This is a genomic window from Hominiventricola filiformis, from assembly GCF_020686965.1.
Classification (GTDB): Bacteria; Bacillota; Clostridia; order Lachnospirales; family Lachnospiraceae; genus Hominiventricola; species Hominiventricola filiformis.
On record NZ_JAJEPS010000005.1, the window covers coordinates 162,125 to 175,959 of the forward strand.

Annotated in this window: 19 protein-coding genes; all 19 read right to left on the minus strand. The window is 50.9% G+C overall.

Going from position 1 to position 13,835, the window contains the following annotated elements:
• Window positions 1–60 precede the first annotated feature (60 nt).
• The 19 genes from LKD36_RS07225 to LKD36_RS07315 all read right to left on the minus strand — a co-directional run bounded on the left by LKD36_RS07225 (window position 61) and on the right by LKD36_RS07315 (window position 13,833).
• Window positions 61–717: a hypothetical protein gene (locus LKD36_RS07225; RefSeq protein ID WP_227589416.1), complete on the minus strand. Its 657-nt coding sequence runs from the start codon at window positions 715–717 to the stop codon at window positions 61–63.
• A 26-nt stretch (window positions 718–743) separates the two neighbouring features.
• Window positions 744–1,451 (minus strand): DUF4313 domain-containing protein, encoded by a 708-nt coding sequence (locus LKD36_RS07230; protein ID WP_227589415.1) that lies wholly within the window; start codon window positions 1,449–1,451, stop codon window positions 744–746.
• A gap of 128 nt (window positions 1,452–1,579) precedes the next feature.
• On the minus strand, window positions 1,580–1,903 hold the full coding sequence (locus LKD36_RS07235; protein WP_006874331.1) for a hypothetical protein: 324 nt from the start codon (window positions 1,901–1,903) through the stop codon (window positions 1,580–1,582).
• Window positions 1,900–2,994 (minus strand): DUF4313 domain-containing protein, encoded by a 1,095-nt coding sequence (locus LKD36_RS07240; protein ID WP_227589414.1) that lies wholly within the window; start codon window positions 2,992–2,994, stop codon window positions 1,900–1,902. Before LKD36_RS07240 ends, LKD36_RS07235 begins: the two co-directional genes overlap by 4 nt.
• Before the next feature lie 48 nt (window positions 2,995–3,042).
• Window positions 3,043–3,642: a hypothetical protein gene (locus LKD36_RS07245; protein ID WP_227589413.1), complete on the minus strand. Its 600-nt coding sequence runs from the start codon at window positions 3,640–3,642 to the stop codon at window positions 3,043–3,045.
• 101 nt (window positions 3,643–3,743) lie between these two features.
• Window positions 3,744–4,973 (minus strand): ATP-binding protein, encoded by a 1,230-nt coding sequence (locus LKD36_RS07250; RefSeq protein WP_331465188.1) that lies wholly within the window; start codon window positions 4,971–4,973, stop codon window positions 3,744–3,746.
• Window positions 4,974–5,091: 118 nt separating this feature from the next.
• The gene (locus LKD36_RS07255) at window positions 5,092–5,583 is read right to left on the minus strand and encodes an adenylosuccinate lyase (protein WP_227589412.1); all 492 of its coding nucleotides are present in this window, start codon (window positions 5,581–5,583) and stop codon (window positions 5,092–5,094) included.
• Window positions 5,580–6,119 (minus strand): hypothetical protein, encoded by a 540-nt coding sequence (locus tag LKD36_RS07260; RefSeq protein ID WP_003502000.1) that lies wholly within the window; start codon window positions 6,117–6,119, stop codon window positions 5,580–5,582. Before LKD36_RS07260 ends, LKD36_RS07255 begins: the two co-directional genes overlap by 4 nt.
• Window positions 6,120–6,294: 175 nt before the next feature.
• Window positions 6,295–6,732: a hypothetical protein gene (locus LKD36_RS07265; protein WP_270224393.1), complete on the minus strand. Its 438-nt coding sequence runs from the start codon at window positions 6,730–6,732 to the stop codon at window positions 6,295–6,297.
• A gap of 40 nt (window positions 6,733–6,772) precedes the next feature.
• The gene (locus LKD36_RS07270; protein WP_003502005.1) at window positions 6,773–7,201 is read right to left on the minus strand and encodes a DUF6809 family protein; all 429 of its coding nucleotides are present in this window, start codon (window positions 7,199–7,201) and stop codon (window positions 6,773–6,775) included.
• 35 nt (window positions 7,202–7,236) lie between these two features.
• On the minus strand, window positions 7,237–7,920 hold the full coding sequence (locus tag LKD36_RS07275) for a YkgJ family cysteine cluster protein (RefSeq protein WP_003502007.1): 684 nt from the start codon (window positions 7,918–7,920) through the stop codon (window positions 7,237–7,239).
• Window positions 7,921–8,024: 104 nt separating this feature from the next.
• Window positions 8,025–8,270 carry a hypothetical protein gene (locus LKD36_RS07280; RefSeq protein ID WP_003502009.1) on the minus strand — a complete coding sequence of 82 codons (246 nt, stop codon included), beginning with the start codon at window positions 8,268–8,270 and terminating at the stop codon, window positions 8,025–8,027.
• 63 nt (window positions 8,271–8,333) lie between these two features.
• Window positions 8,334–8,873, minus strand: a complete 540-nt coding sequence (locus LKD36_RS07285) for a hypothetical protein (protein WP_003502011.1) — start codon at window positions 8,871–8,873, stop codon at window positions 8,334–8,336.
• 103 nt (window positions 8,874–8,976) lie between these two features.
• Window positions 8,977–9,810 (minus strand): hypothetical protein, encoded by an 834-nt coding sequence (locus tag LKD36_RS07290; RefSeq protein ID WP_003499649.1) that lies wholly within the window; start codon window positions 9,808–9,810, stop codon window positions 8,977–8,979.
• Window positions 9,811–9,847: 37 nt separating this feature from the next.
• On the minus strand, window positions 9,848–10,849 hold the full coding sequence (locus LKD36_RS07295; RefSeq protein ID WP_243034108.1) for a DUF932 domain-containing protein: 1,002 nt from the start codon (window positions 10,847–10,849) through the stop codon (window positions 9,848–9,850).
• A gap of 117 nt (window positions 10,850–10,966) precedes the next feature.
• Window positions 10,967–11,782, minus strand: a complete 816-nt coding sequence (locus tag LKD36_RS07300) for a hypothetical protein (protein WP_003499647.1) — start codon at window positions 11,780–11,782, stop codon at window positions 10,967–10,969.
• A gap of 116 nt (window positions 11,783–11,898) precedes the next feature.
• The gene (locus LKD36_RS07305; RefSeq protein ID WP_003499646.1) at window positions 11,899–12,300 is read right to left on the minus strand and encodes a single-stranded DNA-binding protein; all 402 of its coding nucleotides are present in this window, start codon (window positions 12,298–12,300) and stop codon (window positions 11,899–11,901) included.
• 293 nt (window positions 12,301–12,593) lie between these two features.
• Entirely contained in the window at window positions 12,594–13,202 is a 609-nt protein-coding gene (locus LKD36_RS07310; RefSeq protein ID WP_003499645.1) for a hypothetical protein, read from the minus strand.
• Window positions 13,203–13,374: 172 nt separating this feature from the next.
• Entirely contained in the window at window positions 13,375–13,833 is a 459-nt protein-coding gene (locus tag LKD36_RS07315) for a hypothetical protein (protein ID WP_308459193.1), read from the minus strand.
• Window positions 13,834–13,835 lie beyond the last annotated feature (2 nt).

Here is a 13,835-nt window from a genome sequence, read left to right on the forward strand (position 1 = left end):
AGAAAAATGCACCGAATACAGAGTCGATAGGCATACTGTATCCGGTGCGTTGCAGACTTTTTAACCTTTCAGATAGTAATGCACATAGGCATTATAATCTCGACGCCTGGTAATCAACCGCAGCCAGATATAAAAGTGAGCAGTTTCCGAATACAAATTGAATTCGGTGGGCTCGCTGGTGGGTTGGGCGTACCCTCGGCAGAACCGTGTCAAGGTGTCCAAATTCCGAAACTCCGGCAGTTGGAACAGCGCATTCTGGAAAGCATCAATTTCATGGGCAGCTTCCAGAATGGGCGCGCTCTTTTGGCACTGATGCCAAGTGGTCCACCATTTCCATCCATCATAATCAGAACGGGAATAGGCTATCTCGCTGGCAGGCCGGGAACCCTGCTGGAATAGATCTTCAAAGGTGCAGGAAGTAGTCAGCAGCGGAGCTTCAAAATCGGTCTGCTGCTGGCTCAAACCGTTTTTGACAGCTGCCCATTCTGTTAGAGGAAGTGGGCAACGGTTGGCATCACGCAGGGCTTCATCCATACCGCACGCCTCGCAGATATGGACATCTGCATAGCGGCTCAGGGCGTTGATGACCAGCCGGTGGTCCAGTGGCTGCCCACATCGAAGACACAGGGGTGGTTGCTCCGCTTCTGGGGTAAACAGCAGTTTGTCCTGCTGCCATACGGTTTCCAACATGGATTTGGGATAGATATGGATCTTCATGATGATGTCCTCCTAATTTTATTCCTTTAATATTCGTACCGTTTCCTCCGGTCTTCAGACCAGGGAGGGTAGACACGCAATTCTTCCTGAAACATGGCCATCAGCTCGGTTGCCATGTCCTCTTTACGCCGATAGATGCGCTGCTTCTCTGTACCATCTGCATAGAGGATGGTAGTTTGGAGTGCGGGACCTTTCTGCGTGAAGATGAATTTGCGGCCATGAGAAGGGTCAAATGCCTCGATCCAGAGGGGCAGGGTGGAGGAACTCCCATCCAGACACCGCCAGCCGCTGTAATCGGTGTAGCTGAATCCGTTGATTTCTCGCGCCAGTCTTCGCAGGGCAAGATACAGCCGCTCAAAGCGGCGCCCCAGCTCGCCTTTCTGCCGCCGGATGTAGAGGGTATGCCCCTCATGATCCAGGGCATCCAGTTCTTTGCCATTAAACAGGTATTCAGGGTAAAGGCAGCCATCCGATTCAAGAATTTGCCCGGTAGGTTCCGCAAGGTGATTGTCTGACAGCCAGACTGGAAAAAGTCCGTCTGCGGCTTTTATATTGATGAAAGCGCAGTGGTCGGGCCGGATTCCGGTTAAGTTGGTGGTAAGGGTTTCCCAAAAAATCAGGATGCCGTGATCCTTTTCATAAAGCTTGATGGCGAGATTGCCGTTGGGATAGGTACTGATTTTCAAAGTCAGCTGGGATCGGTATTCGCCCAGCGTAAATGCGAGAGTATTCATAAGCGTTTTCCTCCAAAGAAGCACCGGACGTCTGCAAAAATGCAGATTTCCGGTGCTTCTTAGTGTGTGTTCCGGACAAGGAAACCGGAGCAGGGAGAGGAATGCAGTTCCTCTCTGGTCATCGTCAGCTACACAGCCAAAGTTTTTGACTCGAACTGATAGCGCAGAACCTGAGCCAGCTTTGTCCTGTTTTCACAAGTAATGCGATAGGTAGGGCCATAGTTGTGCCGCTGTTCATCCATCCTTCGAATGGAAATGCTAAATCGGGTGCCCTCCTGAGTGATCCACAGACGCCTGCCCGTGGCAGCATCTTCAGCAATAATCCATAAAGGGCACTGCATGGTCATGTAGGTCTGGGGGTAAGCACGCCAGCCGCTGCGGTCATGGTAACAGAAACCGGGGGTAGTCTGCCGCCTTTCATTCAGTACATCATAAATTGCCTTATATTTCATGCGCTGCACCGCCTTTCAAAGTTTTTCAGGTAGCCTGCATACCCTTCCGGGTCCAGCTCCTGCAGCCGGTTGGCACGAAAACGATATTCAGGATAGGTGCAGAACCCACTCTGCATGGTGCGGCCGGTTGGGATAGCCAGACCATGTCGGATGAGCCAGGTGGGAAATTCCGAATCGGCATTGGTGTCGATAAAGGCATGGTCTTTTTGCCGTTGGCCGGGCAGGTTGACGGTGAGAGTCGCCCAGGGTTCCGGGTCGCCGCTTTCCCATGTCACCATTTGTATGGCAAGGTTTCCATTCAGGTAGGAAGTCACCTGCAGCTGGATGGGGTGCGTGGCGCCAAATTTCTTGTAAGGCAAGGTAACAGGTGCCGCATCGGTATCAGGTTCTTCGTCCTCCACGCCCAGTTCCCAACTAAGGGACAGAATCTGGCTCTGGCTCAGCGTGCGGGCATATTTCTTTGCGTATTTTGGCTTGAAGAGCAGGGTACCGTCCTGCAGGAGCAGCTTTCCTTCTTTTTGCTCCTGGATACAGCGCAGCCCATGCAGACGGGGCTTTGCGCGCTCCACCGCATCGTGGATCTTCGGATGGTCAAACCATATGGAATACTGTACGGCTACATGGAGATGGGGATGCTCCTGAAAGCGTGAGCATAGGAGCTCCAGCACCTGTTGACAGACTTTTTTTCGTTTCTCCAGCGTCTGACGCTCGTTAAAGGTCAGCGTGAAATATGAGAAATCCCGTTCGGATGCGTCTGCGGCGCCGTTAAAGGGATTACACCAGAAGTACAGGTCCCATCGGTCGCTGCCATAGGACACAGGGATATTTTCGTCATACTGGTAGCAGACAAAGTCCTGTGCGATAGCTTCCATGACGGGTTTCATTGCTGCGCTGCTCTCCAAACTTGCTTGGCGGATATACTGATCCCATTCTTCGCGGGTGTGGCTGTCGTAAAACTGTTTGTTGGCTGCTGCCTCTGCTTCGGTGCATAGAGACTGCAGGCGCAGGGAGTGGACATCTTCTTTGACATAGCCTTTTTCAAACCATCTGGTATCAATATTCATATGAGAACGATCTTCGTGGATTTTCATTTTGCATCCTCCTTGTGTATAGTTGCTGCATTTTTTGACGCAGTGTGGTCATTGGTCTTTCCAGTCATAGAGCAGTAGGTCATGTCCGGAAGATTTGGCTTCGGCTCTTTTGTCCCGGAAACGGTAGTTGGTAAACACAAAGCCGGTGGGCTTGTGGGTATAGCGGACAGCCAGAATGTGGAACTGACTATTTAGCCATTCAGCTGAGTCTACGGCTTCCTCAACGGTGTTCTCAAAATCGGTGGCAAAGAGCCAGTTTTCCCAGTACCAACCATGCCCAACCGTTTCTATGACATCCGGCAGGGAGAGCAGCTTTTCCCTTAGTGCTTCCTGATTCTGCAGGTGCGGATATTGTGTATGAACGGACTGCACCAGCGATTGGCGGAATTGGCAGAAAGGTACGAAGGGTTTCTTGCCTTCAAAGTTACCATTGCCGTCCAGTGCACAGACTACGCCATCTGCAATCACTTCAAAGATGAGGTCTTCCCGGATGAGACTGCCATTTTCATTCCAGTCCGGTGTAGAGCTGTACCATGCGCCGCTTTCGGTATCCCGGTTGTAGTAGCGTACCGGTTCTGCAATGGTGCAGAATACATCTATACAGAATCCGGGATCTTCAAACAGAAAAGATATTTGTCGTTTTATCATCAGGTGTTTCCTCCTAAATGAAAAAAGGACCGGCAGGCCGCTAAATGCAGTCTGTCGATCCTTTCGGTTATAAGCCGCAGGTAATGCGGCAGGGTTCCTCGTTAAATCAAAGAGATAGGCACGATCAGATTGTTCTGATCAAAAGCGCCCAACTGGTCAGCCATGCACAGGATAGCACCAGTGCCGCGCTGCAGTGGGGACTTGTCGATCAGGTCAAATACCTTCGTCAATTTCTTTGGCGGCGAGGCCATCTTTTTGATCTCGATGGGAAACAGTTTTCCGTCACGCTCCAGGATCAGGTCGATTTCTCTGGCATCCTTATCCCGGTAATAGTACAGGAATGGCTCCTGGCCGGCGTTCTGATAGGTCTTGATGATTTCCGCTACGGTATAGTTTTCCAGTAGTGCGCCGCTCATGGCTCCTTCCATGGCTGTCTCCGGACTGCTCCAACGGGTCAGGTAGCAGACAATGCCGGAGTCGTAGAAGTAGAGCTTGGGTGTGGATACGGTGCGTTTGAGGACATTATTGGAATAGGGTTCCAATAAAAAGATGATCCCCAGCGCCTCCAGAACATGAAGCCAGTTTTTGGCTGTGGTCTGGTCGATCTCCGCATCATCGGCAATGCCCTTGTAATTGACCTGCTGGGAAGTCCTGGCGGCAACAGAACGCAGGAACCGCAAAAACTTCAAGCTGTCAATGTCATTGGACAGCCGCCGCACATCCCGTTCCATGTAAGTGTCAATGTAACTGGAATAGAAGATGGAGGCATTGGAATAGGTTCCTGTGACCAGGGCAGGCATCCCGCCCTGATGGATATGCTGAAAGACCTCTGGCGTGTTCAGCATTTGGCGTCCGTTCTGCCGTTCGGACAAAAGAGGCAGCTCCAGGCTGAACGGTGGTTCAGGAGGCCGTTTCATGATCTCACTCTGGGAAAGCGGTGAGAGGTGGAGCAGAGCCACCCGGCCTGCCAGAGATTCCTGTACGCCCTCCATCATCTTGAAAAGCTGAGAACCCGTCAGCCAGAAATCGCCGGGCTGATGGCGTTCATCTACCATGATTTTGATATATGGGAACAGTTCCGGTGCGTATTGCACTTCGTCAATGAGCAGCGGCGGCTGATACAGCTGAAAGAACATCTTTGGGTCCGTCTTGGCGAGTTCCCGCAGCGTCAGATCATCCAAAGAGACCTTTTTGCGCCCCTTGCCCTCGACCTCTATCAAATGTTCCAGCATGGTAGTTTTTCCAACCTGCCTTGGGCCGGTAAGCAGAAGCACAGGATACTGTTCATTCAGCTCCATCACCGGTTTCTCCATGTGTCGGGTGATATACACAGGCGTTCCTCCTTTCTTAATTTCGGCTGATATATTATTATATACCTATTTTAGCCGAAAAAATCTGATTTTGCAAGTAGGCAGTCTGCAAAGTAAATTTCAGTAGCGATTTTAAGGGTCATTCCTGCGCAGCGGAGGGGTTGATCATTTCCTTCAGACTGGCGATATACTGCTTCCATGCCTGTCTGGATTCTTCAGCACGCTTCAACTCGGCAAGCTGTTCTTCCGGTGACAGGGCTTCAAACTCGCATTGGCGGCAGTCCCTATCAATATCCAGAAAGATGCGGTTCAGGATGGAGAGAGCCAGTTCTGTAACAGTGGGGCTGTGTTCGTCAAGTGCTTTGCGTCCCTGACGAAACAATTCCAGATAGCGCTCATATTGCTGTTCGCTGATGAATTCCCAGCCGTAGGCTTCCTGGATGTCGCTTTCGCTATGGTATTGCATAGCTGCTTCAAATTCTGCCTCGCGGTCTGCGGCTTCCTTTTCGATGTGCCGCTTGAGCTTGGCGCGGATGCGCTCCAAGTCTTTGAGCAAAAGCTTGCAGGCTTTGGCCTCCATGAGATAACCGTGTGCTTCGCTGTTTAGATATTGCTGAGATGTATTTTTCATGCGGCAGCTTCCTCCTTGGATTTGGATTGAACAAAGAGTAGGAACCCATTGCTGGTATCCTCCAGAAGCTGCCATGTACCATCCCGCCAGACGCAGGCGGTTGCATCGTTGTAGACTTCCGGCGTCTTGGGCGGGTCGTCAAAGCATTCCGGCGTCACATAAAGGCACATATGTCCCATATAGAAGGGCTGCAGAGCTGCTTCTATCTCTTTGCGCAGGGCAAGGGCGAGGGATTCGATCTCGTCAATATCCTGGCGCTGAAAGGCAGCATCTGAGATCTGTTTGAGCCGCTTGGTTTGCTTCACAGCTGCATCTATATAGGGTACGGCCTCATCAAAGTATTTGTGTTTGATCCGCATACCGTCAAATACCAGAAAGCGGGTATAGGCGGTAGCGGCTTTACAGATGTCTTGCCGCAAGGCATCAAATGGTTTTTTGTACTTGGTTTTCAGCACCTCCATGGATACGACCTGCAGATTGCGCCGCAGGGTTTCCAGATGGTTCACTAAAGTGGTGCGTAGTTCATCTCGTTCCATAGGCATCCTCCGTGGGTAACTTCCGGGCGGTTATCCGCGCCGGAAGTGGCGGCAGTGCTCATGCACATTGGCGTGGGTAAACGCAAAGCTCTTGCAGGCCAGCAATCGGTTCCGTTCTCTGGAAGATTGCCGGGCAACGTTTGCATGATACTTTTTAACAGATGTTTTTATAGGGTTATTCGAGTTCAGGTTCCCAAGGGGTATCTTCCTCATAAGGCGCAGCCTCCTTTTCATTGTCAGTGGACTTGTCGGCAGCCCGTACCGTCAGCAGAAGGGCATCTTCCCCGACATCGCTGCTGTGGGACTTTTGGGCTCGTTTTCTTTTGCATCGTTCCACGGCTTTGTCATAGTCGTAGCCGATACCAGCTTGCAGCTTGTCCGCAATTTTACGTAGCTTTTCTGCATGGTACTCATAGGTAGCACGATGGAATCCAGTCAGCTCCCACTGATCGCACACCGATTCCAGAAGCCGGACATAATCCCGCAGTGCGTTGACTGTTTTGTAGATATCGCCATAGCAGGTAGTAAAGGTATGGACGCCATCAAGATCCCGAAAGCAAAAAATCAGTTCTTCCCCCAAAAACTGTTCCAGTTGGACTGATTGTGCGATCATTGGCCGAAAAGCTTCCTGGGGCAGTTCGGGCAGTCTGTTCTCATCCATTGCTATCCTCCTCATGTTCCGGTATTGGCGGCTGTGGGCCTAAGCCTGCCGCAAACATCTGCACAGCGGTACGGTAACCAGAGGCGTATGCCTGCTCCAATACAGCAGAATTGCGGCATTGTACCGCAGTCTGATACTGTTCAAAAGCGATGGATGCCTCGTTGGAGAGCAGCGGGAGCAGAGCTTTTTCTTTCTGTTGTACTGCCTGATTAAAAGGTGTGAGGCGTTTATCAAGCTTGAACACATCTGCTTCATATTCGCCATAATAGAGCGAAGTGAGAAAGCGTGGGTCTGCCGGAAAGGATATAGCAGATGGTGCAGGGCGGGAAAGCGCCGCCGCAATATCTTTGAGTGTGTTGATCAGTGCAGGGAGCTGAACATTAAAAAATCTTTGCCCCATTGCTGTTTCGTGTAAATTCATAAAATGAGGCCCCCTTTCTAAAAGCCATTTGCCTTTTACTGTTCCCTGGCAATCCGGTGCAGGTCTGCTAACAGGTGCCGGTTATTCTGCTCATACTGAGGCTGAAAAGGCTGGTCTAAATCAAAATTGTAATAGCGGTAGTAGATCACCTTGAATACAATGCCCTGCCGCATGTCAGGGTCAATGGCGCGCATCAGTTTGCCCAGTTCGGTGGCGATCTCATATTCCCGCTTTACATATTCTTTGTCTTCCCTCTTAAAATTCTGATACAACCAGTCCTTGACGGATACCCGGCTGCCGGTAAAGTGGCTCCGGTGCCGGTCCAGACACAGGCAGTATTCAAAATCACGGCCACGCTCCCCTGGACCTACGGTAAGAGGATAGATACGGCAGGTACGGGTACGGGCAGGGTAGACGGAACAGCGCCCATCCATAAGGAAGATACAGGGGCCGTTTGGGGCTTTTGTCTTGAGCATATAGATAGGGAAGCCTTCTTCGGTCAGTGGTTCCGGTTCGCAGTAGCGGAACAGGAAATCCTCTATTCCTTCAATGGGCTCACCTTTTGTTCGGAGATAGCGAGCCAGGCGGTAGGCGTCCAGACTCTCCACCATTACACAGCCTTCGATATTGCGGCAGCACGCCCCGCATTGACGGCAGGAAAAGGTAAACTGGTCTTTGGGGCGGACTGGTTGAATTTCATTCATGATTTCTTCGTTCATTTTGTTCCTCCATAAAAAGAGCCGTGACGGAATGGTATCCGCCACGGCCAGAACTTGTGGAATAGTCAGCGGGAGCCGGCTGTTCCAATCCATTTACAGTCCCTTCACGCACATGCGGCCAATCTCACAGGGAGCGGACTGACAGCCGCCAGCGGAAAAGGGGACATGGACAGATGGTAGTGGGAGTTCTGCGTTTCAAAACGGACGCAATCCTCCGACTCCTCCAGAATCGCCACCACACGCGAAGTGTGGTAGATGTTTCCTCCGGCGTGCAGAAGCGCACCCCGCCCAACAGACAGTGGACGTAGCAGAGAACCATTCAAAACGATCTGTTTCTTTTCTTTCTTCATTCGGTTTGACCTCCAATCTTTTTGAAAATGTGGATGTAAGGGTATTTCGTATCTGTAATGGGTTTACCCATAGCAAATGTCCAACAGCACATCATGGACTTCGGCCAGAAGCTCTTTAATGCGCCGCATAGGAACCTTCTGGGTGCGGGCAATCTCACGGATACCATAGCCGCCCTGTTTCAGATGCACAATATCCATTTGCTGCTTGGATACTCTGCCGGCCAGTTCGTGGAGCAGAAGATCCATTTCCAACTGCTGCATGATTGGGTCATGGGCAGGAATGGTATCTTCTAAAGGTGCACCATCAGGATATAATCCGACATGAATACTGAGAACCTCCATATTGCGCTTGCGGCGCTCCTGGGTACGGAAGTAATCGAATAAGCAGAATTTCATTCTCCGATTAGCGATGGTGGAAAAAGTGAACTGTTGTGCGGTGAGATCAGAAAAGTAATCCCGAACGGCTTTCAGATAGCCGAAAATGACTACATCGTAAAATTCATCTTCTGGCAACCGGTTTTCGTTCAGAAACTTATAGACCAGGCTATGATGGGCGGTGGCAAATGCCTGTTGTTCTTTGGTTAATGGTACTTCACATAACATTGTATTTTCCTCCTTAAATAAAAAAAGAGGGATACCTCCGGTGTGTTCAACCGAAGGCATCCCTTTGTTCATGTGTCATGTGGCGCAGGTCACATCAAGATACTTATGCGGGCAGCTGCTCGCAGTCACCATTGATCTGGCTGACAGTATAGTGACCGTCTGCCGGCTCGTTGGTCATGGCGCCAGGCTCGATTACATAATCGCAGCCGGTGTCGCGCTGCTCCTCAGTGATTTCGGTACGCTGTTGGAGCAGGAGTTTGATCTGCTCCTTAAAACTGTTGGCGTAAGCCCGGATCTGAGCCAGTTCCTCGCCCTGGAAATCCTGCAGCAGTTTGAAGGTAGCAACACTGTAGTCATTGGTGCCGTTGTTCTCACGCTTGAGACCAATCTGCACGATGCTTCCGCAGGTGGCGCGGCAGCGGAACATAAAAGCTCGATTCAAAAAGTCTTTGAAAGGTTTGATGCTGGTGGGGGGCAGATTTATCTGCAGAGGCATGTACTCTCCACTGCGGAGCAGGTAGAGTATACGCATATTTTTGCAGGCTTTTCCCTTGCTGCCATCAGGTGCAGAACCAAAGCGGTTCATTGCGCAGGTGGCGCAGGCACCGCCGGGTGTACCGATGCCGATCTTGCCATCCGCAGAAGAACAAAGCGGCGTGGTATCGTCATCGTACTCGCTGCCGGCCGGCCAGTAGGCGCAGGTGGCGTGGCTATGCAGAATGACGCCTACCAGAGTCTTTTCATAGTCAGGATTGTCCGGATCATCGGACGGCATCTCGAACTGGAGTGTGCCGCCGGCGGGAATCTTGACACGCGGAAAGCTCATCTGCAGACCATCGGCGTCCTCGGCCAGTTCCTCGGCGCTGAAATCGCTTTCGATCATAGTGGGGAGCATGAATTTTTCCTGTTTCATCAAATCGCTGTTCTGATTATACATAGTGGTTCCTCCTTAAAAATGTGATGGTTGCAGATGGTCAGGCGGCCATCTGATTGATACGGTTCCACTGCTGCCGGGGCATGGACAGGATATTGTATCCGATCCCCTCCAGGGCAGTGGCGCGGTCATAGCTGTCCACATCCTGACTAAAGCGTGTTACGGCATTGGATAGCCCATAGAGGGTCAGATCCTTGCCTTCAATCAGACGCTGCAGAACGCCGGTGCTTTCTTCCTCGGTGATATTGAAATCCTTGCTTGCCAGACGGACAACACTGGGAATATCAGTGGTATTCATCTGGACGGTTGTGGCTTCACGCATCATGCCGACTACCCGTGTAAACCGTGTTTCATCCACGGCGGCCATCACGGTATCCTTGATCTTCATGGCAAATGCGTGGTCATCAGCGGCCAATGTCTCCTGTGAGAACAGTTGGAAGTTTTCGTCTGCCTCATTGACCCGTCCGATGTGAGTACGGCGAGTCTGGGCATCGTTGACAACCATGCCGTTACTGCATACCAGCCGATAGACCAAAGGCTGGATGTTGACGGAACCCAGTCCAACCTCACTATTGCTGATGATAACGCCGGACTGCACGATGTCACCGGGTACAACTTCGGCTTCAAGCCGCTTGTTGACTACCTTGATGTACATACGGCTGTCCGTGATCTGGCAGCTTTCAAAATAGGCGTCCTCCATTTGCTGAATGACAGGAAGGACGATTTCTGCAATGTCCAGGTTGTCAATGCGGCGATAGCGGTTGCTCAAAAACGCCCGTACAGTGCCATCCAGGGTGCGGACCATACGCTGGGTCGGTTCCCGCTGGAACCAGGAATTCACATTCTCCGCCAGCAGTTCCGGATAATCGGAAAGCATACGGTCATAGTAAGCAGCCGGAATCTTCAGATGTGTGCCGATCTGCCGATGGGCGATCTGGTTGATCTCCAGTGGCTCCACCAGTGGGTCATCGTGGTCATCAAAGGTGTGGAGATAAAGTTGAGAACCAAAAGGTTCTACTTGAAGCCGACGGGTATCAAGCAAATAGTCTTGCTTGAGTTTGGATTGGCGTTCAATCTGCTGTGCCATTTCCACGATGGTAAGTCCTGATTTCATTCGTCAAGTTCACTCCTTTCTCTGTGTTCCTTGGCAGCAGAAGCATTACCAGGACACCTGAATGCCCTGGGCAGTGACTTCAGCGGCCAGACCATTGCTTTCCAGAACCTCTGCCAGACGGGGCCAGTAGACCTTCTGGGGAAAGTTGTTCAGATGCTCCTGAGAAACAGCATCTTCGCCCTGCTCAATGCAGATATCACCGTCTTCCCGAAGCGTCAGTTTACTGTGCCCACGGGAATTAAGGTCGGAGATCAGTGCTTCCAGTACAGAGCGTCCTTGCGTTTCATACCAGATACGGGGATCAACAGGCTGCCTGTTCGGAGGTGTTGCATCATCCTCGTTAGTTTCTCCGCCGACCTTGGACAGCGGAACGATTTTGACCATATCGCATTTGATATTGGCGTTCTGATCCAGTGTCACATCGGCGTGATCAAACTCGTCAATGCCAAACACACGGATTCGGCCGGTACCGCCATTGCGGATCAGCTGCTCCGGCTGCTTTTCACACCACTCGAAGGTGGCTTGCGGATAAGCGGAGCGCAGATATGCCAGAATACGATGGTTGGTGTGGCGCACCAGAAGGTCATCGGAGTTGGTGCCGCCCAAGTCAGGAATCTCAAAACTTCGTGTTTGGATGCCTTCTGCATGGAGCTGTCTGGTGCGCTGTTGACGCTGGCGACGCCGTTGGGCCTGCTGCATATAGGGGAGAAGCAGGATCAAAACTACCCACAGTCCCCAGAGAGTGAAAACGCCCAGCAGCAGCCAGATCTGCCAGGGCCTGCGCACGAGAGCCATAATTGCGATGACCGCACCAATCAGGATCGTGATGCTGCCACTCAAAAGTCCTCTGTCATTATTCATGTTTGATACCATCCTTTTTTCTGAATTTGTTGGAAAACAAAAAAAGAGGGACCGCACCAAGCTTTCAGTTTCATTCTGAAAAACTTGATACGGTCCCTCTTAGGAGCCGAAGTAAACTACTCCGGCAGGGATTCACGGTCACCGTCCAATACCTCCGCGGGAGGCAGTGCGGGTTCCGCCGTAATGTCCGGGTCATTCTCTTGTCTGTTCGCCGCGGCGGGCTGTTTGGGGAGAAAACCGAAGTCATTTAGACTGACCTTCAGTTTCTTTTCCAATTTGCCGTCCTTCATGCGAACATCTACCAGCCGCTGTGAGCCGGCAAGCCAGATCATACTGCCTTTTTTGACCTTGAATTGCATGAGCCGGGTGACATCTGCATCCCAGGCCCACACCTGATAGAACTGCGTCCAGTTTTTGGTGCGTTCCATCAGATCAAAGCATACATAGCTTTGTTTGGACTGGCTTTCTTTGGGTACGAGGTCGTTCATGACGCGCCCGAACACAAAAATCTGTGCCATAACACTCCTTTCTGCCATTGGCATTATTATCTATATAAAAAAGTGCCAGCAGTTTTTCGACCCTAAAAGGGCGCAAAAAATCACTGACACTTGCATACAAACTTAACAGCGTGTGCAATGCAGGCTTTTGGCCTACGGTACAGATCAAAAAGACCTGTATTCCCAAATGGGATACGCACAAAAATCAATTACAGATACAGTATAGCACTGCATCTTGTGCCTGTCAAGATGTAAAACACTATATATAGATTTATAGCCAGCGACAAGTACGATATGTAGTAGTTGAAAAGGTTTTACTCTGTAAGATGGTTCATAACGCGGTAGTAGTCATCCAATAGGTAGAACTGAGTCTTTGTTGGGGATGCCGTTTGATAGTCAAAGGTCAGGCCGTATAGGCTTCCGGTGCCATCTACTCCCAGAGGACCAAACCAGCAGGACATTGTATGGCCGTTGAAATACCATAGCTGCAGGTCATTATATTCCGATTCGGTAACGAGTCCTTTGCGTGCCAGCCGAAGGGCGTCATCTTCACTGATCAAAGGATGGGACAGAAAATGGTGGTAGAGATCATCGGACATACCAAGTGCCTGCTGGTAGGTAAGCGGGTTGGGATTGTCCAGCCACCAGCGGGTCAGCGCTTCAAAGTCATGGACGACTGGGCGGGGCGTAAGGCTGCGGAATTGCTTTAGAAAAGCGATTACTGTTTCTGGAGCAGCTGGAGCTGGTATAGGTATTTCCTGTACACAGTCATTGAGAAAGGCAAACGCGATTTTTTCACCGGTTTTGTCCTCCAGCATCAGTCCGAAGCGCGACAAAGGAGCGAGCAGGAAATGCTCCAGCGCAAAGTTTTCTTCCAGAAAGCGATAGACTTTATATTGTTCGATGGTATGGGGCTTATACATAGGAAACCCTCCTTTCCTTGATCTACCCAATAAATAGGGACAGAAGGAATGTATTCTGCAAAATATAAGGAAATCAGGCGTTGGTCATTGTGATTTGCAAAATGCCCTTTAAGAAAGCGAGGTGGCTCAAAACCACCTCGCATTTTTAGGATTCAGAGGACGGATCGGGATGTTACTCCGGCTCGCTGATTGCTTCATAGCCCAAAAAGCTGTTCGTTGAAAGGGCTGCGTCCAGATAGTCATTTCCCACGGCAGGCCGCGCCCCTTTCTGAAAGTAAAATCGGTAGGGTGCGCCTATTTTAAGCCGGGCCGATTTACTGAGAAGCAGTGTGATCTCTATACCATGGCTGTCTATCAGATGTACTTTGCGGTAGTGGCGGAGCATAGGTGTACTGATACCGGCGCAGATGCCTTCCACTACCTCGTAGTTCTTATGTGCTGCAGTCGCCCAGATCCATCGACAGGATATAAGACAGGCGCAGAGTACGACAATCCCCAATGCCAGCAGGATATGATCTTTAGTCGCCACGCAGATGATGACGCTGATTCCCGCACTGGCGATTCCGGCCAGCAGAGTGAGCAGAAACTTTCGCTGCAATACGGTGGGAAAAAGAGTCCATTGTTTCATCATGC

Coding starts and splice junctions, on each gene's coding strand:
- LKD36_RS07280 (WP_003502009.1), bottom strand. CDS start 8,270: ATGAAGAAAGAAAAGAAACAGATCGTTTTGAATGGTTCTCTGCTACGT.
- LKD36_RS07310 (WP_003499645.1), bottom strand. CDS start 13,202: ATGTATAAGCCCCATACCATCGAACAATATAAAGTCTATCGCTTTCTG.
- LKD36_RS07315 (WP_308459193.1), bottom strand. CDS start 13,833: ATGATGAAACAATGGACTCTTTTTCCCACCGTATTGCAGCGAAAGTTT.
- LKD36_RS07245 (WP_227589413.1), bottom strand. CDS start 3,642: ATGATAAAACGACAAATATCTTTTCTGTTTGAAGATCCCGGATTCTGT.
- LKD36_RS07270 (WP_003502005.1), bottom strand. CDS start 7,201: ATGAATTTACACGAAACAGCAATGGGGCAAAGATTTTTTAATGTTCAG.
- LKD36_RS07255 (WP_227589412.1), bottom strand. CDS start 5,583: ATGAAAAATACATCTCAGCAATATCTAAACAGCGAAGCACACGGTTAT.
- LKD36_RS07275 (WP_003502007.1), bottom strand. CDS start 7,920: ATGAACGAAGAAATCATGAATGAAATTCAACCAGTCCGCCCCAAAGAC.
- LKD36_RS07305 (WP_003499646.1), bottom strand. CDS start 12,300: ATGGCACAGATTTTTGTGTTCGGGCGCGTCATGAACGACCTCGTACCC.
- LKD36_RS07290 (WP_003499649.1), bottom strand. CDS start 9,810: ATGTATAATCAGAACAGCGATTTGATGAAACAGGAAAAATTCATGCTC.
- LKD36_RS07285 (WP_003502011.1), bottom strand. CDS start 8,873: ATGTTATGTGAAGTACCATTAACCAAAGAACAACAGGCATTTGCCACC.
- LKD36_RS07300 (WP_003499647.1), bottom strand. CDS start 11,782: ATGAATAATGACAGAGGACTTTTGAGTGGCAGCATCACGATCCTGATT.
- LKD36_RS07225 (WP_227589416.1), bottom strand. CDS start 717: ATGAAGATCCATATCTATCCCAAATCCATGTTGGAAACCGTATGGCAG.
- LKD36_RS07240 (WP_227589414.1), bottom strand. CDS start 2,994: ATGAAAATCCACGAAGATCGTTCTCATATGAATATTGATACCAGATGG.
- LKD36_RS07230 (WP_227589415.1), bottom strand. CDS start 1,451: ATGAATACTCTCGCATTTACGCTGGGCGAATACCGATCCCAGCTGACT.
- LKD36_RS07260 (WP_003502000.1), bottom strand. CDS start 6,119: ATGGAACGAGATGAACTACGCACCACTTTAGTGAACCATCTGGAAACC.
- LKD36_RS07235 (WP_006874331.1), bottom strand. CDS start 1,903: ATGAAATATAAGGCAATTTATGATGTACTGAATGAAAGGCGGCAGACT.
- LKD36_RS07265 (WP_270224393.1), bottom strand. CDS start 6,732: ATGATCGCACAATCAGTCCAACTGGAACAGTTTTTGGGGGAAGAACTG.